A 23,476-nucleotide genomic window follows, 5' to 3' on the forward strand; every position below is an offset into this window, starting at 1 on the left:
AACGTCACCCGTACTAATGCACGTCGAAAGGCGGCCCAAGCTTCTGATCGACCACATGCCCGCAACGGGGCCGCAAGAGGTTCTGTGTAAGAGGCCTAGTCTCGCCCCCGCTCCAATACCTCACACAGATCTTTGATAACGCACTCGTCATTCTTTCTTTCGGCCCAAATTTCATCAATCTGCGGCTTCAGACACATCCGCAGTTTTTCCCTGTCCGCCGACTCGAACAACATTCCGTAAACGAAATGCTGTTTCCGAACCACCTGGATTGAATTCGACAACCCGTCATCAGTCGTAAAGACCTCATCAAAATCCGGCCAACGCTTCCATGCATCTTCGACATCCAGCTTTCCTCTCTTACCGAAATACACGCTAATGATATAGCCCTCTTTGGTAAGAGAATCCCAGCCCTCAAAAAACGAAAACTTGTCTCTAAGCCGAGACTCAGGGCTCCTGCCACCAAGCGCCGAAACTTTCTCCAGCGCGCCCTCAAATGCCTCGTCAGCCTTCTCAGAAGTATCATTCCGCCATATCGCAATTTGAATCCGCCTCCCCTTCAAATCCGATATGGGCGCATCCATCAATGACCTGCTCTTCGGCGGCCGGAGGCCATTAAGAATATCACGACGCTTCTGCGCAGCCTCAAGGTCTGCAGTCGTAATGCCCCGAGCCGAATCCCAGAGCCGATCAAACCAAGCTTGTGCGTTTGCAACAAGTTCCGAATCATCAGTATAAATACCCGCCTCAGTCAGTCCTGCACTATCCTCACCCTCAAACCATAGCCCGTTAGTCGAGAAATTTGCCGACCCGATAATTGCATTGGACTCTCCGACAACCACTTTCGCATGCAAGTTATCCAACTGACGGACACTAATGTCTTTGTGGCAGAGCAGCTTCTCAATCGGTGCCGGATTCGTCCCCCCACTGATCAAATTGCAGATCAAACGCACTTGCTTCCCACTGGCCGGTAGCAGGAGCTTCTCCGCATCGCGCCCCCAGTACGCCACCGCAATGGAAAGTGACTGGTTTTCGTCAATCACTTTAGAAACGACTTGTCTGTAATTTTCCGACGTGAGAAACATGTTCTTATTCTCTCTATCCAGTATTAGTAACTGCGAAAACTCCATGCCATCTACCGATCGGCCTACGGCACTTGAATGCTGTCAAACATCGACATGCCGGCGCGCAGGGTACAGTGGCGCGGTGCCCCCCAGCCGGTGACGGGAAGCCCAACCGTACTGCTATCTAGGCGCTGCGCCCTGAACCGTTTTGCCGACAGTTCCCGGTACTTTAGGGAACGGTCAAACGCATTGAACTCGGGTGACGTGAGCGTCCGGGTCGTACCATGCGCTTCGACCCCCAGTATCCGATACACGGAATGCACCGCATCCCTGACGATCACGACCACGACAGCGATCTTCGGCATCCCGTCGGCTTCGAAGTCGTAACGCGAGCCGGCGGGCTGAACCAAGGTGTACTCCTCGATCGTCGCGCCGTGCTGCTCCAACCGCTCCACTTTTGCAGTCCCATGCCGTAGCAGCATGATCTCGCTCAGCCCGACACCCGATTCGTCAGCGACGATCTTTGCAAGTTGTCTCATCTTTCCCCCACACGCGCCGCTCTCTTTCGCCTCCAACGATCGTCATGAAATCGATTCTGCGGACACGATACCGAAATTTCGTTTCAATATCTCTAGAGATTCAATATTATTTCATTTAATCAGTTACTTGTGCATCCTGCACCCATGCGCTACCTTGGTACCATGAACCCTCCGGGGAGAGAGACCATGGTCCATCTGGCAAGCCGTAACAGGAAGTCGCGGCGCACTACGCATCACATCGAGCAGCTTTGTCCTCGATCGAAAGACATCCCCTCCATAGCGGTCCGTAGTGGATCGCATTGGAGGAGGAGGTCTCGATATGGACAAAAAGGCAAAGTTCAGCATCCACTCCGGGTTCAACATTTGGCCCGTGGAATCCGTCGCTCGCCGTCCACAAATTCTTCTGTCGCAATGGCGCATGTATGAAGTGTCGTTCGAGAACTCTGACGAAGTAAGCTGCCATCTCGTGGGCCGCCCGGACGAACAGCCCAGCGGTCGGGTCTCCAGTCCGATCGTGTCCATCGATCCTGCCACCCGCTGTTGCGTCAGCCAGAGTGGTAGGGCGTACTTTGTCGTCGGAACACCGGGCTCCTGCAGCGACGCGCGGTACGTGTGGCACGCATGGAAGACCTTGTGTCTCGTAAAAACCGAGCGAGACCTCAGCATGGACCTGGAGTCACTCTTCGAGCAGACGCAAAAGCATTCGACTCAGTAAAGGTCCGTTTGACAGACGATTGGGCGCCGCTCAATCCGCGTCCTCTCGTCTGCCCTCTGCTTCGGCAAGAGGGCCTCAGGCCCGTCGGTCAGCGAAGCCGAAAGTCTGTCTACACGGTTCGCATCGGCCCAAATCGGTAGCCCGTACCGCAAACATGATTCTCTTCCTGGATTTCGATGGCGTGATGGACAAGTCGGCTTGTCGCAGGGTGATATCTTCGCAATCACACGACGCCTCCACCCTTGCTGACTCCCTCGGTCATTAAGCTCATGCGGGCAATGGGCCTGCGTCCGGAACCAAGGAAGTCAGAGAGTCCCCTGAAAGCCGAAGTGTATCCAAGAAATCGATGTTCGCTTTTTTCAGTTTCGCCCCTCGAAATTCTTTCATTTTGTCTTTATAAACAATGCGTTGAACATCGTTCCGGAGTGAGCTAGTCTGTGATCGAGGATGACCCACCGGACGTTTGCAGTGATGCCCACGATGATGTCTGTATCGCCCTGTGCCGAAGCGGAACGCTTGGCGCAATGCACCCGCCTGGGGGACAACACCACGGCTTTTCCAGGGACCTATGTGCCCAGCGACATTCTGACCGCGCGCCGCGAGCGTCGGTGACGAAGGCGATCGAAGAAGGAAGAACCAAGTGGACCACGATCTTGATGCGTTGCTCTGCGAGCGCTACCCGGCCATCTTCCGTGATCGGCATGCGTCGATGACAGAGACTGCAATGTGTTGGGGCTTTTCGTGTGACAACGGCTGGTTCGCGCTCATCGACACGCTGTGCGAAGAAATCCAGAAACACGTAACCGCCCAACACGTCCCGCCGGTCATCGCTATGCAAGTGAAGGAGAAATTTGGCGGTCTGCGTTTCTACTATCGTGGCGGTGATGAGTACATTGCGGCACTGACTTGGTACGCCGACTTCCTGAGCAGCTTCGTCTGCGAGACGTGCGGCGCGCCCGCAGTGCGCACGCGCAACGAGCGGGGCTGGATCAGCACGCAATGTGAGAAGCACAACGGGGAAGATTTTCCGCTCGATGAACCACGCGCGCATGAACGCGAGGAAGAAGGCGCAGATGCCGACCTGCTAACGTTGTCAGCAGAGCAACTGGCCGCGCGGGCATACGCAGACGCGTTTCACTTGCCTCAACCCGCCGCCATGGGTTGGCGGCACGTGGTCTTCGCGCTGGAGATCACCTTACGCAACGACTTCCGATACAACGGAATGCCACCCGTCGTTGTTGAGGCGGCCGATGAGTCCGCAGCGCTTCGCTACCGTTGGAGGAGTGCAGGCAGCCGTGAACGGCTTGCTGCGATGTTTCGCTTGGCCGAAGCGTATTCGGCACGTTGCGACCGGCTCACAGGCCAGCCCTATCGCTGACCGATGCCGCGCCCGCGAACCGTCAGTCAAATCGGTCACCTCAGCACTCCCATTCCCCAAGGCAGCTCCATGAGCACGAAAGCCAGCCTGAAGTACTGTGTCGATGAAGCGAGCGGCGCTTCTGCACATCTTTATGAGGAATGCCTTGCGCCGGAGGATTTTCCGGTGTTCCTTGAACTCGACGGGCTAACTGAAATGTCAGTGGACGTCACGTCACAGGGCACAAACGTTACAGTTGCGATACCGCGACAGTTAGCAGTGAAGCTCGGTCTCTTGCGACCTCCTGGCCATTGAGCAATGGGCTTGGACGTACCCATGCATTTCGGGCGCATCCCTCACATGGAAAGATGGCCCGAATGCCACCCAACCCTGACATTCGTCATGTCGACCGCATAGACATGTGAGGTCGAACGAACATTAGTTGGTGGCAAAATACGCCCCAGACATACAGCGTCCTTGAGACGCCTAATTTTTCGTGTCAGGGGAGATGTTTGTGACTGGAAGGCTTGAGAGCGATGCCGCGCTGAAGGCGCAGCTTGATGCAGTACTTGCCGGGACTGCCATATCCGTGGGTGCCCAAGGTTGGTACGCCAAGCTGTCAGCCTTCCTCGACGAAGTGAAGGCCAGCATTCCAAGCAAGCTGCAAGATGCAGACTTCCTCAAGCGTCTTTGGGACGATAACCCGGTTGCAGCTACGGGCATGGGCTCAGTAAAGGTCGCTCCGGCGCTAGCGGACGTTGCTTTCCGGAGCTGGTTCGCCGCAGAAGTCTCCAAACCCCTCGCTACGGACGCTGTCGAGGCGCAGGCCCAACTTACTGCCCTGTACAATGGCCTTCGGGATCAGCTCAAACCTCTTTGCGGGCGCACGCCGCGACTGAAAATCAATCGCGTACTCTGCGCGATTTATCCCGAGCACTTTACGACGCTTGCGGACCCGGGAAAGTTGCTGTTCCTACACCAGGAGATGGGCGGCGGCGCGAACGACCACCCTGTGCGTGCGCACAACGCAATCCGGGCACGTGTTGATGCCGTTCTGGGACCAGTAACCGGCGGCACACCGATCGACGCAGTCCGCCGTATTTGCTTACCGTGGATGTTGTACGAGCGCGTCGTCGACGACGGTACGAATGAGGCGTCAGCAGCCCCGACCGGGGACGTAACCACCCTCAAACCACTGCCTGCGACTCTTCGCCGCAAAGGGCTGACGTCGATCAAAGGAGGCTTTCAGACGCTACTCGGTTACCTGCCTGAGCTCAGTGAGGGCGTATCGAAGGAAGAGTTCGCCGACATCATTAAGCAGAGCAACCCCGAGCTTGCCCCGTCCAGCCTCATCACTTCCATCAACGTAGTCTCGCGCGAGTTCGACTTGTGCAAACGCGATGGAGACACGTACGGACTAAGCGCGCGCGGCATCAATTTGCTTGAAACCCAAGACCCTGACGAGCTTGCTGATCACTTGCTCACGAAGATCCTCGGTGTAGATAACGTGGTCAAGGCACTAGAGTCGGGGCCGCAGACCAAGCTTGGTCTAGTGGCCATGCTGAGGAAGATTAACCCTGGCTGGACCTCAGATTTCGCGCCCTCGTCTTTGCTCTGGTGGTTGAGCAGTCTTGGCGTCATCGTTGCCGATAAAAAGCAGATGGAGCTCACCGAGCGGGGGAGGCGCTGGGCGGAGCTGGTGACATGGGTACCGCAAAGTCTTCCAAAGGCTGTGGAGGCTGTCGAGGACGTCGAGGACGTCAAAGCCGAAGTTGCAGAAGAAGTGCTAGTTCCCGCATTCGCCCCGCTTTGGGAGCGCCTGAACGAGTTGGCGCAAGGTAAGCTGGCGTTCGACCAATCACTCGTCAGCCAACTGCATGCGGGCCTCTGGTTCCATCCTGTACGGCACTTCGCCGTGCTGACGGGCATTTCGGGTTCCGGTAAGACCCAGTTGGCACTGAACTACGCCTTGGCTCTGTGCAACGCAGCCGAGGGCGACCACGATCGAGTCCGTGTGATTCCGGTCCAGCCTGGCTGGTATGACCCAAGCCCCTTGCTCGGCTACGTCAATCCAATTCAAGAGTCGTCGTACCGCAGCGCGCCGTTCCTAGACCTCCTGTTGCGGGCAGCAGCAGACCCCGAACAACCGTATGTCGCCATCCTAGACGAGATGAACCTCTCGCACCCTGAGCAGTACCTGGCGCCGATACTTTCAGCGATGGAGACTCGCGGGTGGCTCGACCTCCACCAATTGGGCGACGACGGCACCCCAATTCCGAAGCGGCTTCGCTATCCGTCCAACCTGGCCATCATTGGCACACTGAACATGGACGAGACAACGCACGGGCTCTCTGACAAGGTGCTCGATCGGGCATACACACTTGAGTTCTGGAACATCAGCGTGCAGGACTTCCCCGGCTGGAAAACAGTGCAGCTCACCCAAGCACTCAAGGAGAAGACCCAAGCCGTTCTCACCCAGTTGGTGGATGCGCTCGCTCCCGTCCGACTTCACTTCGGATGGCGCACGATTGACGATGTGCTCAGCTTCCTCACCTTTCATGCGAGCTTTGCACCCACGGAAAAGACAGCTCTAGACAACGTCATCTACGCGAAGGTCCTCCCGAAGCTGCGGGGAGAAGCATCGGTGAAGTTCCAGAAGGCCCTACAAGACACCTACAAAGTTCTTGCGGACAATGGTCTCCTGCGCTGTTGCGAGAAGGTCAAGAGCTTGCAGGAGGACTTGGCTGCTATGGGTTCAGCGCGGTTCTGGCGATAGGTATCTCCTGCCCGCGACATGCTGCGCATTCGTCCGCTCCACGCATGCGAGGACCTGCCTTGGCAGGACGTCCTGCCTGACACAGTGCTCGCCGGCCTCACCGAGGACATGGACTATCTCCTCAAGGTCGAAGAGCCAGGGGCGGCAATCTACGTTGATGACGTACGGCTCCAGCGGGAAAGTGCGACGGTATTCCGGTGGCGGCCCAGCTTCTATGCAGGCCGAGTCGTGGCGGAGATGGCGCAAGGCGACAACGCGAGGCAACGCTACATCTTCGATGTGAGTCCCAGTCCTGCGAAGAGCGGCCAGGACGAGTTTGCCGCGATGGTGACGGAGATCCGGGCGTTCGATCAGTCGCTGCTGAGCGGCCTGTCGTCGGCGACGATGACATTTGGACGAGAGGGGCGCCCCGGGCGTTACGAGCTCGACATGCTTCTGACGCGGGTTCGGGAGCATGGCCCTGCGTTTCTCGACGCGGTCGAACGGATCGTTCGCTCACCCCACCGCCTCCTGACAGTCGACACGCAGGTCCTTCCGCTTTCTCGCGTGCGCCGACTGCATCCCACCGCACTCCAAGACCGCCGCGTCGCAACCATAGCCCTCCGGCAATCCTTACCATCCGAGTCCATCGACTCATTTCAGCTCAACAGCCTGACCTCAATCCCGACCTTCGATACGCCTGCCAACCGAACTCTCATGGCGCTGCTGCGCCGGTTCAAGGCTACGGTGGGTCGGCTTGAGGAAGCGATTCAGCGCTGCGGTCTTGAAAGTCCCAGGGAGGAACAGGTCCTTCGCTTGGAGTGGCGCTTGCACGATCTGGGATCTATGGCCAAGCGGACTCATAAGCTCCTGTATGGTTCGTTGTTCCGAGAGGTCTCGACGACGGAGACATCGGCAGCAGGACTCACACAGATTGCGGCTCAACCGATCTACAGTAGAGCGTATCGACTGGGATGCCGAGCACTGGCGACGCAGGTCGATGGCACCGATCCCAGTGATCTGCTGCATGTGCCACCATCTTGGGGAATCTACGAGACTTGGTGCTTTCTGCGCACAGTCACCTGTGTTGCGCAGATTACCGGATGCACACCGGTGGAAGTTCGAGGGAAGGCCACAGCGGCCGAGCGTGCATTCCACTTTGAGCTCCCCGACGGGCGTCGGCTTGAGGTGCTCTTCCAAGCAACCTTTCCGTCACTGAAGGCGACAACCGGCCGATTAGGTTGGAGCCTATCTGGCGAGCGCCGTCCCGACATTGTTCTGGTGCTCCACCGGGCGTCGGGTGCCAAAGCCATGGTGCTCGATGCGAAGTGGCGCAGCGGGAGTGGCAATGTGCTCCAGGCCATGGAGTCGGCCCACATCTATCACGACGCCCTACGCATCGGTACCGAGCGGCCCTGCCCGTGCTTGCTTCTGTTGCCCGGCTGGCCTTCTGTTGAGGAGTTGGAGAAGGACGAGTTCATCCGGGCGCACGGCGTAGGAGCTGTGAGTTCCGTCCGACCGACCGCAGCGGGGGGATCACGAGCGCAGGCCCACATCAAAGCGTGGCTGGATACCTAATCCTTTGCTCCGGGCCAGGCGAGAGACTTACCGAACGGGATCAGTAGCTACACACGCGAGTGCGACCTCACTCAATTAGCTGTCGCCCGAGGCCTAGACTCCGCCTTCTACCGCCTTACCCGCTTTACCGAGGAGCACGGACGATTACGTGTGAAACGGACGTCTTGCCCTCAAACGCTTCCGAAGTCTCACGATACGTTCCTGCTCCTTAGTCAACACTTTGCTGACGATGACCCTCCCATCTTCCGTAAGACGGCAATCAATTTGATCCCCCACGCCCAGATCCAGGCGCTTCGCAAGCGGCGGCGGGATTCGGAGCGTCCGCCCAACGTTGATGCGACTTGTGAACATTGTTCTCATGTGGCTTCATCCTCGGGTCAAGGCTGTTTCAACATAGTCCAGTGCCGACAGGACGTCCTCCTAGACCGAGCCTTGGGATTCCCGGAGACGCAGCACGCTAACAGTGAGAACAGTGCCGAAGACGACCTGTCTTCCAGCATAAGCGTAGCCACACGGTACGCCCCGTGGTCAAACGGCGTGTCGAGCACCTCCCCAACGGTCGGCCGTAAAGGCTTTTGATAGCTCGATCGCCTACATGCTGTGCTTGGCCGGGAACTTTTGTCCTCACCGAGTTTGCTGAGCGGCGTACCCCAGCCAACCGCTGCGTTGCCTGGGGTATCGGCACGTGCTGATGCCGATCACGATGACAGCGGTGGCGAACCAGCCTTCGACAACTCATGACGGGCGTTGCCACCTGACAGACTCCATACGGGCTCTCGTCCGACAACGGGTTGAAATTCCGCCATTTTTTTATATAATTCAGCTACTTAATTTATCGTCGCTCTTGACGCTGCCGGAAATCCGTGAGTGATAATGTGCCAGTTTATGGCTGCATTCGTGCCAAGATTTGCGTCACAAATTCGTCAGAAGCCAGGAACTGGCGGGTAGCTCTCTGCCAGTTTATGGTCGCCGCTACATCGAAGCCGGCGCTACCGCCGGCAAGCATGACGACAAGGCGAAAACCCGAGCGGGTTTTCGCCTTTCTGCTTCTAGGGCGGGCGGTCGCGGGTTGTCACTGGCACGCCAGCGCACCACATCCGCCCCTCTCCCTTACCCCGGAAAATCCGTCGACCGCGACAGTTCCGCCCACGCCGCCGTCTCCGCATTCACCCGAGCATTCTTCTCCGCGATCGCGCGCAAGGTGTCGCTGCCCAGTGCCAGGCGCAGCGGCGGGCGTTCGGCATCCACCAGGCGCAACATCGCCTGCGCAAGGCGCACCGGGTCGCCGAGCTGCTTGTGGTTGAGCTGCTTCGCGCCCTCGCGGACCTGGCCGGCGGTGGCGGCGTAGTCGGGGATGACCTGGGGCGCGACCACCAGCGAGGTCGAGTCGAGGAAATCGGTGCGGAAGTAGCCGGGTTCGACCACGGTGACAGCTACGCCGAGCGGCGCGAGTTCGGCGTGCAGCGCTTCGGACAGGCCCTCGACCGCGAACTTGGTCGAGCAATACACGCCGAAGCCCACCGCCGAGCTGTAGCCGCCGATCGACGAGAAGTTGATCAGGTGGCCGGCGCGCTGGGCACGCATCACCGGCAGCACGGCGCGCGTCACGTTGAGCAGGCCGAACACGTTGGTTTCGTACATCCGCCGCGTGTCGGCGTCGCTCGATTCCTCGACCGCGCCGAGCAGGCCGTGGCCGGCGTTGTTGATCAGCACGTCGATGCGGCCGAAGCGGCGCACCGCGGCCTCGATCGCGGCCTGGGCCTGGGTTTCGACGGTGACGTCGAGCGCCAGCGCGAGCAGGCCGGGATGGTCGCCGAGGCGTTCGCGGACGACATCGGCATTGCGGCCGGTGGCGACCACGGCGTTGCCGTCATCCAGCGCCGCACGGGCGATCAGGGCGCCGAGACCGCGCGAGGCACCGGTGATGAACCAGACGCGCTTGAAGGTGGTTTGCTTGGTGTTCATGGCCTTGCTCCTTGGTGTGTGTAGAAGGTGAGCGAAGCTTAGGCCGGGCGATAAGCAAGAAATAGATGGCTATCGCTGTACTATTCATCAACTGAAATTTGCTAATCGAGTCCACCGATGAACGAAGTGCGTGCGCTCTCGCTGTTCGTCCGCGCCGCCACGCTCGGCAGCCTGCGGCGGGCGGCGATCGACCAGGGCATCTCGCCGCAGGCCGCCAGCCACGCGGTGATGCAGCTGGAGAAGTCGCTCGGCGTGCGGCTGTTCCACCGCACCACCCGCCGGCTGAGCCTGACCGAGGACGGCCGCATGCTGTTCGAGCGCAGTTCGCCGGCGCTCGACGTGCTGTTCGCGGCGATCGAGGATGTGCGCAAGGCGCGCGACGACGTCGGCGGCCTGCTGACCATCAGCGCGCCCACGGCGCTCGGCCGCACGATGCTGTGGCCGCTGATCGTCGAGTTCGCCCGGCTGCATCCCGAGATCCGCGTCGATGCGCATTTCGACGACCACCTCACCGACCTCGTCGCCGAGCGCGCCGACGTCGGCTTCCGGGGTGGCGCCTCGCCCGCCGAAGGCACCATCGCCCGCCGCCTGCTGCCGATCCAGCTGATCGTCTGCGCCGCGCCGGACTACCTGGCACGCCACGGTGCGCCGCGCACCATCGACGATCTGGTCCATCACCGCTGCAGCGGCTACCGCCAGGCCAATACCGGCAAGCTCGCGCCGTGGGAATTCCTCGTCGATGGCGAGACCATCCGCCGCGACGTGCCGGCAGTGCTGAGCTGCAACGATGTCGACGCCGAAGTCGACGCGGTGTTGTCCGGCAACGCGATCGGCCAGCTCGCCAGCTTCTCGGCGGTCACCCACATCCGCGCGGGACGGCTGGTGCCGCTGCTGGTCCGTCATGTCGCCGAACGCGACGGCATCCACCTCTACTACCGCCGCCGCAGCGAGCAGCCGCGCCGCACGCGCGCCTTCATCGATTTCATCGTCGGCCGCCTCGCCGACCACCCGGATTTCCACCTCGGCCGCGAGGAACTCGAACGGCTGGTCGCCGAACAGTCCTGAGCGCGGCTGCGCGCGACCACCGGCGACAAACGCCGCGCGGTCACGGCATCATCCGGTTTTGCCCCTCGTCTCCCGCCAGTGATGCCGCAGCTCACCCCCACCCTGCTCTACACCGACGACAGCCTCATCGTCGCCGACAAGCCCGCCGGCCTGCTGTCGGTGCCGGCCGGCGGCGAGGACCGCCAGGACTGCCTCGCGCTGCGCGTGCAGGCGCAGTTCGACGATGCCCTCATCGTGCATCGGCTGGACGCCGCCACCTCCGGCCTGGTGCTGCTGGCGCGCGGCATGGAGATGTTGCGGCGGATGAGCCTCGCCTTCGAGCAGCGGGTGGTGGGCAAGCGCTATGTGGCGCTGGTGCACGGCCATGTCGCGCAGGACGAAGGCGAGATTGCGCTGCCGCTGGCGGCCGATCCGCTGAACCGGCCGCGGCAGATCGTGGATGCGGCGCGCGGCCGCCCGGCGCTGACGCGCTATCGGGTACTGGAACGCAGCGGGGCGGGCGACGCGGCGGTGACGCGGCTGGAGCTGAAGCCGATGACCGGCCGCTCGCACCAGCTGCGGGTGCATCTGATGGCTATCGGCCATCCCATCGTCGGCGATCCGCTGTATGCCCCGCCGGAAAGCGCGGCGGCGCACCCGCGCATGTTCCTGCATGCGGCCGGCATCGCCTTCATCCACCCGGACCGCCGGGTGCCGATGCAGTTCGACAGCCCGGTGCCGTTCTGAACCCGCACCCGGCGGGGCAGGCGCGTCGAAACCCGCATCGCGCGCGAACGCCTTTCGACAGGCTCAAGGCGAACGGTGAGGAACGCGGGCAGGCGCCCAGGCCCCAGCGGGAAGGGCGCTGAACAGACGCCGCTTAGGCCTCGACCCCGAGCTTCTCCAGCAGCAGCGGCTTCACCTTCGCCACCCAGGTGTCGATGCGCTCGTTGGTGTACATCCCTTGGGTACGCTCGTCGATCACCAGCCCGACGAAGCGGCCGTCCTTCACCGCGGCGGACTGCTGGAAGGTGTAGCCGTCGGTGGGCCAGTCGTCGCCGACGATCTCGGCGCCGTAGCCCTTGAAGATTTCGTAGATGCGCATCAGCGAGCTGCAGAAGCGCTCCGAATAACGCTCCTGCGCGCCCAGCCCGAACAGCGCGATGCGCTTGCCGCTGAAGTCGGGCTTGTCCATCTTCACCAGGAATTCCGCCCAGTTCGGCTCCAGGCAACCCGCGCTGAGGCCCGGCACTTCCTCGATGCCGTAGCTCGGCGTGCCGAGGATCAGGACGTCGTACTTCAGCATGTCCGCCGGTTCGATGCGGTTCACATTCACCGGCTTGTCGGCGATCTCGTCGCCCAGCTTCTTGTGGATCTTCTTCGCGATGAGGCGGGTGGTACCGGTTTCGGTGCCGAAAAACATGCCGATCTTGTTCATGGTCTGTACCTGGGATGAGTGAATCTTCAAGGCCGCACCGGCGCCGTGGCGCTCAGACGCGGCGCCCGGCGCGGTCAGGTTTCCGCCGGTGGAGGACGGTTGCGCGCGCGCCCGGAACGGCGAGGTCCTGCCGCTCCGCGAGGGCGCTCCGTCGCACCTCCGACGCTGGTGCCCGCATTGTCGTCAGCCATACAGGGCATTGCGGCCCTTCGGTGGAGCGTGCGCTGTGGCAGCCTGCGGTCATCGGCGCTACAGCGGGCGCTGGCCGTCGACGGCCAGCGCGCCGCAGCCGCAACGCGCGCTCACATCACCACGGGGGATCAAGCAAGGTATGTACCGAGCGCCGCTACACGAAGAAAAGATGGCCGCAGGAGGCGCGGCGCGACCACGTCGGCAGCCGGGGGTCAGCTCGCGGCCGCCCCCAGCAAGCAACGCACCGCGTCGCCGACGCGCAGCGGCCCGCCCACCAGCACGCGGGCGGTCATGCCGCCGTGGCCGCGCATGGCGTTATAAGCGCCGGGGCCCAGCACCGCTTCCATGCGCGAACAGGGATCACAGGGGCCGGTGACCTCCAGCACCACCTCGCCGATGCGCAGCACCAGCGCTTGATCGTCGAACAAGGAACGCGCGGCGTGCAGGTTGATCCCGGATACCACCAGATTGCGCCGCAGCAGCGCCGGATCGAGTGCGTCCCGTCCCACGAGCGCGGCGATCACCGGCAGGTGTTCGGCCTGGATCAGCGTGACCTGGCGCTTGCCGCCTCCCCGCCCGCCACTCGTCCGGTGGTCACCCGCGAGGCCACGCCCGGCGATCGCTTCGGCCGCTTCCGCGCGCACCACCTCGCCGCGCCGCGCGCTGCGCAGCAGCACCGCATCGAGCCGCCCAGCGCGCGGAAACCGCGCCGTCAGGGCGCGCAGGTCATCGTCCGCGTCCACCGCTCAGCGCCTGTCCTCGTCGCCGGGCCGGATCTCGCGGATCACCTCCCCTTCCAGGACGAGGCCGCTCGCGCCGGATGACCCCTGCTGCTGACGCTGCTGCCAGGCTTGCGCCTCGGCCATGCGCTCGGCCATCGCCTTGCGCGCGGCGCGGGTCTTCCACCACAGGTAGCCCCACAACACCGCGCCGGCGGTCAGCACCACCGCGAACAGCACCACCGACGCCATCATCGCCAGCACGAACAGCGCGGCGGCGACCACAATTGCCAGCGCCTTCTTCAGCCCCCCGGCGGGACGGGCGGAGGGCGGGGGAAGGCTGCCGGGGCCGGCGGCCGGATCTCGGTCGAATTGCATGGTTCTCCTGCTGCGGCCGGGGCCGCTCACGGGCTGGGATCAAGCGACGGGGCGGTGGCCCGCGCCCGTTGCTTGGCGGCGACGAATTCGCCGCGTGGAATGTAGAGCAGGTCGCCCAGCTTGAGCATCAGCTGGTTCTCGAAATGGCTCAGCGCCCCGTCGGCGAACGCCACCTGCCACAGATGCTCCACCATCCGCAGCTTCTGCTCCGGGCTGAAACCCTTGTTGAGCTGCGAGGTGAAGGCGTAGAAATCCGGCGCGTCGTCGGCAGTGGCCTCGGCCAGTTCCAGCAGGCGGGCCACTTCGTCCTCGCCCAGGCCGAACTTGTTGCGCAGCGCGCCGATCACCGCTTCGCGCTCGACCGCGCCGCTCACCGCGTCGGCCCGCATCACCTCCACCAGCAGCACCGCGGCGGCAAGCTGCAGCCGGTGCTCGGTGGCGGGCGCGCTGTCGTCAGGCGCGGCGAAGCTGGCAAAGAGTTCCTTCAGGGTACGAAGCATCGGGACGGAGACCAGGCGGTGACGTAAGGCTTGCGATTAGGGCGGTGCGCCGCGCCCGGAGTTCCCGCCGCGCGCCATCGCCTCCAGATGGGGGCGATGGCGCCCACTTCAAGCGCGGCGAGGCTCAGGGCGTGATAGTGGTGCCCAGCACCTGCAGGAACTTCGCCAGCCAGTCCGGGTGGGCGGGCCAGGCCGGCGCGGTGACCAGTTTTCCATCCACCCGGGCCTTGTCGACCGGGATCTCCGCATACTCGCCGCCGGCCGCCTTCACCTCCGGCGCGCACGCCGGGTAGGCGCTGCAGGTGCGCCCCTTCAATACGCCCGCCGCGGCCAGCACCTGGGCGCCATGACAGATCGCCGCTACCGGCTTGTCGGCGGCAAAGAAGTGCTGCACGGCGGCGATCACCTTGGGATTGAGGCGCAGGTATTCCGGCGCGCGCCCGCCCGGGATCACCAGCGCGTCGTAATCCTCGGCGCGCAGGCTGTCGAACTCGGCATTGAGCGTGAAGTTGTGGCCCGGCTTCTCGCTATAGGTCTGGTCGCCTTCGAAATCGTGGATCGCGGTGCGCACCTGCTCGCCGGCCTTTTTGCCGGGGCAGGCCGCATGCACCGTGTGGCCGGCCATCAGCAGGGCCTGGAAGGGCACCATGGTCTCGTAGTCCTCGGTGTAGTCGCCGGTGATCATCAGGATCTTCTTCGCCGCCATCGTCGTCTCCTTGCGCAGGGTTGGGAAAAACCTGGCCTCAGTCTAGACAGCGCACGGCCCCGCCACCAGAACACGCGCGCCGCTGCGCGCGGCACGGTTTGCGGTATGCTGCCGGCACAAAAACGAGCCGGGCCGGCAGCGCAGCCGCAACAAGGTCACGGCATCGACAAACAACACCAGGATTTTCTGGAGGAGAACACGATGATCGGACGGCGTTCGTTCGCCCTTGCCCTGTGCTGCGCGCTCGTCGCGGCGCTTTCTTTCCACACCCTCCCCGCGCGCGCCGAACCCGGCGCCATCACCGTGGGCCAGTCCATCGTGCTGAGCGGCCCGCAGGCAGCCAACGGCCTGCTCTACGCACGCGGCATCAAGCTCCAGCTCGATGCGGTCAATGCCGCGGGCGGCGTCAACGGCAAGCCGGTGCGACTGGTGACGCTGGATGACGGCTACGACCCCGAACGCTGCAAGGAAAACACCCGCCGCCTGATCGCGCAGGACAAAGTCGTGGCGCTGTTCGGCTACACCGGCACCGGCCCCACCGCCGCCTGTGCGCCGCTGGCCGAGGCCGCGCGAGTGCCGCTGCTGGCGCCGCTCACGGGCGCGCCCGAACTGCGCGAGGACACCGCGCGCTACCTGTTCCACACCCGCGCCAGCTATCTGGACGAGATGCGCAAGATGGTCGAATACCTCACCACGGTGGGCGTGCGCGACATCGCCGTGGTGTACCAGGACGACGGCTTCGGCCGCTCCGGATTGCGCAGCGCCGAAACCGTGCTCGCCGCTTACCAGCTCAAGCCCGCCGCAGTGGGCAGCATTCCGCCGCAAACCTACGATCCCGCCCAGGCCGTGGCCGCGCTCGGCTCGCGCGCGCCGGGCGCGGTGATCCTAGCCACCGCGGGGCAGGCCTCGGTCAACTTCATCCGCGCCTACCTCAAAAGCGGCAAGCGCACCCAGTTCTTCGGCCTCTCGGTGGTCAGCAGCAACCAGTTGCTGAAGGAACTCGGGCAGGACACCGACGGCGTGGTGATTTCCCAGGTGGTGCCCTCGCCGTGGTCGCAAAGCACCCAGGTCGTGCGCGACTTCCAGCGCGACGCCGCGGCGGCCAAGGACGTGGAGGTGAACCACACCACGCTCGAAGGCTACATCGCCGCGCGCGTGCTGGTCGAAGGCCTGCGCCGCGCCGGGCCCGACCCCAGCCCGGAAAAGCTGACCCAGGCGCTGGAGAACCTGCACAGCCTCAACCTCGGCGGCTACGAGGTCGGCTTCGGCCCCGGCCGCCGCGCCGGCTCGCGCTACGTCGATCTCTCGCTGGTGCGCGGCAGCGGCCGCTACGTGCAGTAGTTCAGGCTGGCGCGTTCATCGCGCGGAAGAAATCGATGAACACCCGCAGCCGCGCCGGCATCTGGGCGCGGCTGGGGAAGTACAGGTGGGCGACCGGCATCGGCCAGGCGTACTCCGCCAGCACCTCGCGCAGGCGGCCGGCGGCAAGGTCGTCCTGCACCATGGATTCCACCACCTGCGAGATGCCCAGGCCGCGGCGCAGCAGGTCGAGTTCGGCATCGGCATCGTTCACCGTAAAGCGGCCGCGGACCTCGAGTTCGAAGTCGCCGTCATCCTGCCGGAACAGCCAGCGCGCGTTGCGCCCGCTGGTCGGGAAGCGGAAACGGATGCAGTCGTGCTCGGCGAGGTCGGCCGGCTGCAAGGGCACCGGATGGCGCGCGAAATACGCCGGCGCCGCGGCGACGATCAGGCGCTGCGGACGCCCGAGCGGGATCGCCACCATGTCGCCGGCGATGTTGTCCGCCATCCGCAGGCCGATGTCGAAGCGGTCCGCGACCAGATCGGCCAGCTTGTCATCGAGCGAGAACTCGATCCCCACCTCCGGGTAGCGCCGCGCGAACTCATCCACATGGGGCGCGAAATACAGCGCAAAAGCGAGCCGCGGCAACGTGATCCGCACCGTGCCCGAGGGCTGCTCGCGCGCATGGTCCACCGATGCGAGCGCGCCGCCGAGTTCGGCCAGCCCGCGCCGCACGCCGTCGAGCAGGCGCGCGCCCTCTTCAGTGAGACCGACGTGGCGCGTGGTGCGCGCCAGCAGGCGCAGCCCCAACCTGCGCTCCAGCGTGCTCACCGATTGCGACAGCGCCGACGCCGACAAGCCCAGTTCCGCCGCCGCGCGACTGAAACTGGCGTGGCGCGCAACGCATTCGAAAGCCGCAAGCGCGGGTAATAGCGAAGGCTCGATCATTAAGCAGTACTTAAAGACGCATGCAGGATTGCGGCGTCGATCTTAAAAGAATCCGCGTCTAAGCTGAACGTCATTTCAGTGCGGCAGCCATGACGACCGCACACACCCCCGGCCCCAACCGAATCCGAACGACCCCCGTCCCAATCTCCAGGAGACGCCGATGACCCGCTTCACCCTCAACGGCAAGCCGGTGGAAACCGCCTTGCCCGACGACACCCCGCTGCTGTGGGTCCTGCGCGACGGACTCGACCAGACCGGCACCAAGTTCGGCTGCGGCATGGGCCTGTGCGGCGCCTGCACCGTGCATCTGGACGGCCAGCCGATCCGCTCCTGTTCCACGCCGCTGTCGGCCGCCGCCGGCAAGAAGATCACCACCATCGAGGGCGTCGGCAAGGCCCGCGTCGGCGCCGCGGTGCAGAAGGCGTGGCAGAAGCTCGACGTGGTGCAGTGCGGTTACTGCCAGTCGGGCCAGATCATGTCCGCCACCGCGCTGCTCACCGCCAACCCCAAGCCCACCGACGCCGACATCGACGCCGCGATGGGCGGAAACATCTGCCGCTGCGCCACCTATGTGCGCATCCGCGCCGCCATCCACGAAGCCGCCAAGAGCCTGGCGTAAGGAGCGCACGATGAAGATGCAGATCACCAACGTGTCGCGCCGCGACTTCCTCAAGGCCGGCGCCGGCCTCACGCTGTCGGTCAGCCTGCCGGGCGCGGTACTCGCCGCCGCCGGCGGCCCGGGCATCGCCGGCAGCGCAACCGCCGCGGCCGACTTCACCCCCAACGCCTTCGTCCGCATCGGCGCCGACAGCACCGTCACCGTGCTCTCCAAGCACCTCGAGATGGGGCAGGGCGTCTATACCGGCCTCACCACGCTGGTCGCCGAGGAACTCGACGCCGACTGGGCGCAGGTCGTCGTCGAAGGCGCGCCGGCCGAAGCGAAGCGCTACAACAACCTGTTCTGGGGCCCGGTGCAGGGCACCGGTGGCAGCACCGCCATCGGCAACTCCTTCGAGCAGCTGCGCCAGGCCGGGGCCGCCGCGCGCGCGATGCTGGTGCAGGCCGCTGCGGAGCGCTGGAAGGTGCCGGCCGCCGAGATCAGCGTGAAGAACGGGGTGGTCAGCCATGCGAAGAGCGGCCGCAAGGCCCGTTTCGGCGAACTCGCCGAGGCCGCCGCGGCGCTGCCGGTGCCGCAGCAGGTGACGCTGAAGGACCCGAAGAACTTCAGCCTGATCGGCCGCCATGTGCCGCGCAAGGACAGCGTCGCCAAGACCACCGGCACCGCGCAATTCACCCAGGACGTGAAGCTGCCCGGCATGCTGGTGGCGGTGGTTGCGCATCCGCCGCGCTTCGGCGGCAAGGTGCGCAGCGTGGATGACAAGGCCGCGCGGGCGGTGGCGGGCGTGGCCGACGTGGTCACCATCCCCAACGGCGTCGCGGTGCTGGCCGGCGACTACTGGACGGCGAAGAAGGCCCGCGATGCGCTGCAGGTCGTGTGGGACGAATCCGCCGCCTACCACGGCAGTTCCGACGCCATCCTCGCGGACTACCGCAAGCTCGCCGGCACGCCCGGGCTGGTCGCGCGCAAGGACGGCGACGGCGCCGCCGCGCTCGACAAGGCCACCAAGGTGATCGAGGCCGAGTACGCCTTCCCCTTCCTCGCCCACGCCGCGATGGAGCCGATCAACTGCGTGATGCGCCTCGGCGCCGACAGCTGCGAAGTGTGGAACGGCGAACAGTTCCAGACCGTGGACCAGGCCAACCTCGCCGCCTTCTTCGGTCTCAAGCCCGAGCAGGTGACCTTGCACATGCTGTACGCCGGCGGCAGCTTCGGCCGCCGCGCCAACCCGATGTCCGACTACCTGCTGGAGACCGCCCAGATCGTCAAGGCGATCGGCGGCCGCGCCCCGGTCAAGCTGGTGTGGTCGCGCGAGGACGACATGCGCGCCGGCTACTACCGCCCCGCCTTCCTGCACCGCCTGCGCGCCACGCTGGGCGCCGACGGCACGCCGCAGGCCTGGGAGCAGCGCATCGTCGGCCAGTCCATCATCAAGGGCTCGCCCTTCGAGGGCGTCATGATCAAGGACGGCATCGACGCGACCTCGGTCGAAGGCGCCGCCAACCTGCCCTACGCCATCCCCAACCTGCAGATCGAGCTGCACACCACCAACGACGCCGTGAAGGTGCCGGTGCAGTGGTGGCGCTCGGTCGGCTCCACCCACACCGGCCACGCCACCGAGGTCTTCCTCGACGAACTGGCAACGGCCGCCGGCGCCGACCCGGTGGCCTACCGCATGGCGCTGCTCGGCAACCACCCGCGCCATGCCGGTGTGCTCAAGCTGGCCGCCGACAAGGCCGGCTGGGGCAAGCCGCTGGCCGCGGCCAGGGACAAGGGCGCCAGGCGCGGCCGCGGCGTCGCCGTGCATGAGTCCTTCCACAGCTACGTCGCCCAGGTGGTGGAAGTCACCGTCGCGGCCGACGGCGGCTTCAAGGTGGATCGGGTGGTGTGCGCGGTCGATTGCGGCGTCGCGGTCAATCCGGACGTTATCCGCGCGCAGATGGAAGGCGGCATTGGCTTCGCGCTTGCTGCGGCGCTGACCGGTACCGTCACGCTCAAGGACGGCGTGGTCGAGCAGTCCAACTTCCACGACTACCCGGTGCTGCGCATCGGCGAAATGCCGAAGGTGGAAGTGCACATCGTGCCGTCGGCGGAAAAGCCCACCGGGGTCGGCGAACCGGGCGTGCCGCCGCTCGCACCGGCGCTCGCCAACGCGCTCCACGCCGCCACCGGCAAGCGCATCCGCAGCCTGCCGATCGCCGAGCAACTCAAGGCCTGAGCGCGACACGAGGAGATCCGCCATGGATAGCCTGGACCACGACGTTCTCACCCGCGCCCGCGACTGGCTCGCCGCCGGCCGCCGGGTGCTGCTCGCCACCGTGGTGCGCACCTGGGGTTCGTCGCCGCGCCCGCCCGGCGCACTGCTGGCGCTGCGCGACGACGGCCGCGCGGTCGGCTCGGTGTCGGGCGGCTGCATCGAGGACGACCTCATAGCCCGCCTGCACCGCGACGGCCTGCCCGCCGCGCCGCAACTGGTGAGCTACGGCGTCGGCGCCGAAGAGGCGCGCCGCTTCGGCCTGCCCTGCGGCGGCACCATGGAGCTGGTGCTGGAACCACTCGCCGACCCGGCACCGCTCGATGCCCTGCTCGCGCGGCTGGCCGCCGGCGAACTGGTCGAACGCCGGCTCGACATGGCCAGCGGCCGCGCGGCGCTGGCCGCCGCACATCCGGAACAGGGCCTGGCCTACGACGGCCGCACGCTCACCAGCGTGTTCGGCCCGCGCTACCGGCTGCTGCTGATCGGCGCCGGCCAGCTCTCGGAAAGCCTCGCCCGCATCGCGCTGGGACTGGATTTCGCCGTCACCGTGTGCGATCCGCGCGAGGAATACCACGAGGAATGGCGGGTGCCCGGCACCACGCTGACGCGCGACATGCCGGACGACGTGGTCATCGCGATGCGGCCGGACGCGCGCACCGCGGTGATCGCGCTCACCCACGACCCCAAGCTCGACGACCTCGCGTTGATGGAGGCGCTGCGTTCGCCGGCCTTCTACGTCGCCGCGCTCGGCTCGCGCCGCAACAACGCTGCGCGCCGCGAGCGGCTGCGCGAATTCGACGTCAGCGAGTCCCAGGTCGCCACGCTGCGCGGTCCCGCCGGGCTCTACATCGGCAGCCGCACGCCGGCCGAGATCGCCGTCTCCATCGCCGCCGAGCTGGTCGCGGTGAAGAACGGCGTGACCCCGGAACGGGTGCTGCCGGTGGCCGAAGCCAAGGCCGCGCTCGAACTCGCCGCCGACACCCTGTCGAGCTGCGCCGCCCGTTGATGCAGGGCATCCTGCTCGCCGCCGGCTACGGCCGCCGCTTCGACCCCGACGGCGTGCAGGACAAGCTGCTGGCGCCGCTGGCCGACGGCCGCCCGGTGATCTGGCACGCCGCGCGCGCACTGTGTGCGGCGCTGCCCGCCAGCATCGCGGTGCTGCGTCCCGGCCAGCGCGAACGCGAACTGTGGGTGCGCGATGCCGGCTGCGAGGTCGTCGAAAGCACGGCCGCGGAAACCGGCATGGGCGCTGCGCTGGCCGCCGCGGTCGCCGCCAGCGCCGACGCCGAGGGCTGGGTGGTGGCGCTTGCCGACATGCCGTGGCTACCAGTGGATGCCGTCGCCGCGGTGGCTGGGGCGATCGATCATCCTCAGCGCGTTGCCGCGGCCATGCACGCCAGCCGCCGCGGTCATCCGGTGGGGTTTGGCGCGGCGTGGGGGGCGAAGCTGATGACGCTCACCGGCGACAGCGGCGCGCGCGAATTGCTGCGGGAGACCGAGATACTGCTGATCGACAACGCCGATCCCGGCGTGTTGCGAGATGTGGATACGCCGGCGGATCTGGGTCGCTGAGACCCACCGAGTCCCGGCCCCGTCCGCTCCTCCCCCTTCAAGGGGGGCGGAGCAGGGGTTTCGGCGAGCGCAGCTCGACGCCTGCGCAGCGGCGAGGCGGAGCCGAGACTCCTGGTTGGGTGGGGGATGGGGTTAAGCTCGGCGCAGTATGTACCCCATCCCCACCCCAGCCCGGGAGCCTCCGCTTCTCTCCGTCGTTCAGCAGGTGGCAAGCAATGCTTGCCAAAATCCCTGCTTCACCCCCTTGAAGGGGAGGGAGAAGAACCCCCGCCAGCCCTCCCAATTGGTCTTACCGCCCCCATGACCCCACCCCACACCCTCCCCGTCCCCCTCGAAAAGTCCTACCGCCTGATCAACCACGGCCCCACGGTACTGGTGGCCAGCGCCCACGGCGGTCGCCGCAATGTCATGGCCGCCGCCTGGAACATGCCGCTGGATTTCGCCCCGCCCAAGGTCGCGGTGGTGATCGACAAGGCCACCTACAGCCGCGGGCTGATCGAGGCCTCGGGGGAATTCGTGCTGGCGGTGCCCACCCGCGCCGCCGCCGCGCAGGCGTTGGCCGCCGGTTCGCGCAGCGGCCGCGACGAGGACAAGTTCGCCGCGCTCGGCATCGAGGCCTACAGTGCCGACAAGGTCGGCGCGCCGCTGCCCGGCGGCTGTATCGCCTGGCTGGAATGCCGGGTCATCCCGGAACCACACATCCAGCAGACCTACGACCTCTTCCTCGGCGAGGTGGTGGCCGCGCGCGCCGATGCGCGCCTGTTCCGCGACGGCCACTGGCATTTCGACGAGGCCGGTACGCGCAGCATCCACTACATCGCCGGCGGCAACTTCTTCGCCACCGGCGACGCCTTCACGGTCGAGTAGGCGGCGCCCGCCTCACTGCGTTTCGAGCAGGCGGCGGAAGTGGTCGATGGTGTCGCGCAGGCCGTCCTCCAGCGCGACCCGCGGCGTCCACGCCAAGCGCTCGCGTGCCAGCGTGATGTCGGGCTGACGCTGGCGCGGGTCGTCCTCCGGCAGCGGGCGGAACACCAGCCGCGAGCGCGACCCGCACAGCCGCAGGATCAGCTCGGCCAACGCGTCGATGCGGTATTCGGTCGGGTTGCCCAGGTTGACCGGCCCGGTGAAGCCGGTCGGGCTGTCCATCATCCGCACCACGCCATCCACCAGGTCGGACACATGGCAGAAGGAGCGCGTCTGCGCACCGTCGCCGTAGAGCGTGATGTCCTCGCCGCGCAGCGCCTGCACGATGAAATTGCTGATCACCCGGCCGTCGTTCGGCTGCATGCCGGGACCATAGGTGTTGAAAATGCGCACCACCTTGATCTCGACCCGGTGCTGGCGGTGATAGTCGAAGAACAGCGTCTCCGCGCAGCGCTTGCCCTCGTCGTAGCAGCTGCGCGGCCCGATCGGATTGACCCGGCCCCAGTAGTCCTCGGTCTGCGGATGGACCTCCGGGTCGCCATACACCTCGGAGGTCGAGGCCTGCAGCACCCGCGCGCCGGTGCGCTTGGCGAGCCCCAGCATGTTGATCGCGCCATGCACGCTGGTCTTGGTGGTCTGCACCGGATCGTACTGGTAATGCACGGGTGAGGCCGGACAGGCGAAGTTGTAGATGCGGTCGACCTCGACATACAGCGGAAACGTGATGTCGTGGCGCAGCGCTTCGAAGTCGGGATTGCCGAGCAGGTCGTGGATGTTGCGCCGGCTGCCCGTGAAATAATTGTCCGCCGACAGCACCTCGTGGCCATCTGCCAGCAGGCGGCGGCACAGATGGGAGCCGATGAAGCCGGCGCCGCCCGTTACCAGAACTCTCATGATTCCCCCGGGATA

General features: G+C 65.1%; 21 protein-coding genes. 11 read left to right on the forward strand and 10 right to left on the reverse strand.

All coding sequences use genetic code 11. The features are described from left to right. Positions 1-95: 95 nt before the first annotated feature. Both dqs_RS20370 and dqs_RS00085 read right to left on the reverse strand, forming a co-directional pair. On the reverse strand, positions 96-1,127 hold the full coding sequence (locus tag dqs_RS20370) for a phospholipase D-like domain-containing protein (protein WP_084018105.1): 1,032 nt from the start codon (positions 1,125-1,127) through the stop codon (positions 96-98). A gap of 17 nt (positions 1,128-1,144) precedes the next feature. Beyond that, positions 1,145-1,600, reverse strand: coding sequence for a hypothetical protein (locus tag dqs_RS00085; RefSeq protein ID WP_065339305.1), 456 nt, complete (start codon positions 1,598-1,600; stop codon positions 1,145-1,147). A 1,355-nt stretch (positions 1,601-2,955) separates the two neighbouring features. On the opposite strand from dqs_RS00085, the gene dqs_RS00095 reads away from it, so the two are divergent. The 3 genes from dqs_RS00095 to dqs_RS00105 all read left to right on the forward strand — a co-directional run bounded on the left by dqs_RS00095 (position 2,956) and on the right by dqs_RS00105 (position 8,005). Beyond that, positions 2,956-3,693: a hypothetical protein gene (locus tag dqs_RS00095; protein ID WP_065339306.1), complete on the forward strand. Its 738-nt coding sequence runs from the start codon at positions 2,956-2,958 to the stop codon at positions 3,691-3,693. A 493-nt stretch (positions 3,694-4,186) separates the two neighbouring features. Next, on the forward strand, positions 4,187-6,448 hold the full coding sequence (locus tag dqs_RS00100) for an McrB family protein (protein ID WP_157108118.1): 2,262 nt from the start codon (positions 4,187-4,189) through the stop codon (positions 6,446-6,448). A gap of 18 nt (positions 6,449-6,466) precedes the next feature. Continuing rightward, complete coding sequence (locus tag dqs_RS00105) at positions 6,467-8,005, forward strand: DUF2357 domain-containing protein (RefSeq protein WP_065339308.1); 1,539 nt, start codon at positions 6,467-6,469, stop codon at positions 8,003-8,005. Between the two features lie 1,110 nt (positions 8,006-9,115). Here the strand turns inward: dqs_RS00105 and dqs_RS00110 are convergent. After that, complete coding sequence (locus tag dqs_RS00110) at positions 9,116-9,970, reverse strand: oxidoreductase (protein ID WP_065339309.1); 855 nt, start codon at positions 9,968-9,970, stop codon at positions 9,116-9,118. Positions 9,971-10,087: 117 nt separating this feature from the next. Here dqs_RS00110 and dqs_RS00115 point away from each other — a divergent pair, with 117 nt between their 5' ends. Both dqs_RS00115 and dqs_RS00120 read left to right on the forward strand, forming a co-directional pair. Then, on the forward strand, positions 10,088-11,035 hold the full coding sequence (locus dqs_RS00115) for a LysR family transcriptional regulator (protein WP_065339310.1): 948 nt from the start codon (positions 10,088-10,090) through the stop codon (positions 11,033-11,035). A gap of 81 nt (positions 11,036-11,116) precedes the next feature. Then, the gene (locus tag dqs_RS00120; RefSeq protein ID WP_065339311.1) at positions 11,117-11,761 is read left to right on the forward strand and encodes an RluA family pseudouridine synthase; all 645 of its coding nucleotides are present in this window, start codon (positions 11,117-11,119) and stop codon (positions 11,759-11,761) included. A gap of 133 nt (positions 11,762-11,894) precedes the next feature. On the opposite strand, the gene dqs_RS00125 is transcribed toward dqs_RS00120, so the two are convergent. From dqs_RS00125 to dqs_RS00145, 5 genes are all read right to left on the reverse strand, one after another. Continuing rightward, complete coding sequence (locus dqs_RS00125) at positions 11,895-12,452, reverse strand: flavodoxin (RefSeq protein WP_011763751.1); 558 nt, start codon at positions 12,450-12,452, stop codon at positions 11,895-11,897. Positions 12,453-12,856: 404 nt separating this feature from the next. After that, entirely contained in the window at positions 12,857-13,387 is a 531-nt protein-coding gene (locus dqs_RS00130; RefSeq protein ID WP_065339312.1) for an MOSC domain-containing protein, read from the reverse strand. 3 nt (positions 13,388-13,390) lie between these two features. Continuing rightward, positions 13,391-13,741 (reverse strand): hypothetical protein, encoded by a 351-nt coding sequence (locus dqs_RS00135; RefSeq protein WP_065339313.1) that lies wholly within the window; start codon positions 13,739-13,741, stop codon positions 13,391-13,393. Between the two features lie 26 nt (positions 13,742-13,767). Then, positions 13,768-14,241, reverse strand: a complete 474-nt coding sequence (locus dqs_RS00140) for a tellurite resistance TerB family protein (protein WP_065339314.1) — start codon at positions 14,239-14,241, stop codon at positions 13,768-13,770. A 124-nt stretch (positions 14,242-14,365) separates the two neighbouring features. Further along, complete coding sequence (locus dqs_RS00145; protein WP_011763755.1) at positions 14,366-14,947, reverse strand: DJ-1/PfpI family protein; 582 nt, start codon at positions 14,945-14,947, stop codon at positions 14,366-14,368. Between the two features lie 201 nt (positions 14,948-15,148). On the opposite strand from dqs_RS00145, the gene dqs_RS00150 reads away from it, so the two are divergent. After that, complete coding sequence (locus dqs_RS00150; protein ID WP_011763756.1) at positions 15,149-16,288, forward strand: ABC transporter substrate-binding protein; 1,140 nt, start codon at positions 15,149-15,151, stop codon at positions 16,286-16,288. Between the two features lies 1 nt (position 16,289). Here the strand turns inward: dqs_RS00150 and dqs_RS00155 are convergent, their stop codons facing one another. Next, entirely contained in the window at positions 16,290-17,195 is a 906-nt protein-coding gene (locus tag dqs_RS00155; protein WP_011763757.1) for a LysR family transcriptional regulator, read from the reverse strand. Positions 17,196-17,355: 160 nt separating this feature from the next. Between dqs_RS00155 and dqs_RS00160 the strand changes: the two genes are divergently transcribed. The 5 genes from dqs_RS00160 to dqs_RS00180 all read left to right on the forward strand — a co-directional run bounded on the left by dqs_RS00160 (position 17,356) and on the right by dqs_RS00180 (position 22,510). Next, positions 17,356-17,814 carry a (2Fe-2S)-binding protein gene (locus dqs_RS00160; protein ID WP_011763758.1) on the forward strand — a complete coding sequence of 153 codons (459 nt, stop codon included), beginning with the start codon at positions 17,356-17,358 and terminating at the stop codon, positions 17,812-17,814. A gap of 10 nt (positions 17,815-17,824) precedes the next feature. After that, the gene (locus tag dqs_RS00165; RefSeq protein ID WP_065339315.1) at positions 17,825-20,032 is read left to right on the forward strand and encodes a xanthine dehydrogenase family protein molybdopterin-binding subunit; all 2,208 of its coding nucleotides are present in this window, start codon (positions 17,825-17,827) and stop codon (positions 20,030-20,032) included. Between the two features lie 22 nt (positions 20,033-20,054). Next, the gene (locus tag dqs_RS00170) at positions 20,055-21,077 is read left to right on the forward strand and encodes an XdhC family protein (protein WP_065339316.1); all 1,023 of its coding nucleotides are present in this window, start codon (positions 20,055-20,057) and stop codon (positions 21,075-21,077) included. Then, positions 21,077-21,643 carry a nucleotidyltransferase family protein gene (locus tag dqs_RS00175; RefSeq protein WP_065339317.1) on the forward strand — a complete coding sequence of 189 codons (567 nt, stop codon included), beginning with the start codon at positions 21,077-21,079 and terminating at the stop codon, positions 21,641-21,643. The genes dqs_RS00170 and dqs_RS00175 overlap by 1 nt, the downstream gene beginning before the upstream one ends. A gap of 300 nt (positions 21,644-21,943) precedes the next feature. After that, entirely contained in the window at positions 21,944-22,510 is a 567-nt protein-coding gene (locus dqs_RS00180) for a flavin reductase family protein (protein WP_065339318.1), read from the forward strand. A gap of 12 nt (positions 22,511-22,522) precedes the next feature. Here the strand turns inward: dqs_RS00180 and dqs_RS00185 are convergent, their stop codons facing one another. Next, complete coding sequence (locus tag dqs_RS00185) at positions 22,523-23,461, reverse strand: UDP-glucuronic acid decarboxylase family protein (RefSeq protein ID WP_221405616.1); 939 nt, start codon at positions 23,459-23,461, stop codon at positions 22,523-22,525. Between the last annotated feature and the right edge of the window lie 15 nt (positions 23,462-23,476).

The organism is Azoarcus olearius, from assembly GCF_001682385.1.
GTDB lineage: Bacteria > Pseudomonadota > Gammaproteobacteria > Burkholderiales > Rhodocyclaceae > Azoarcus > Azoarcus olearius.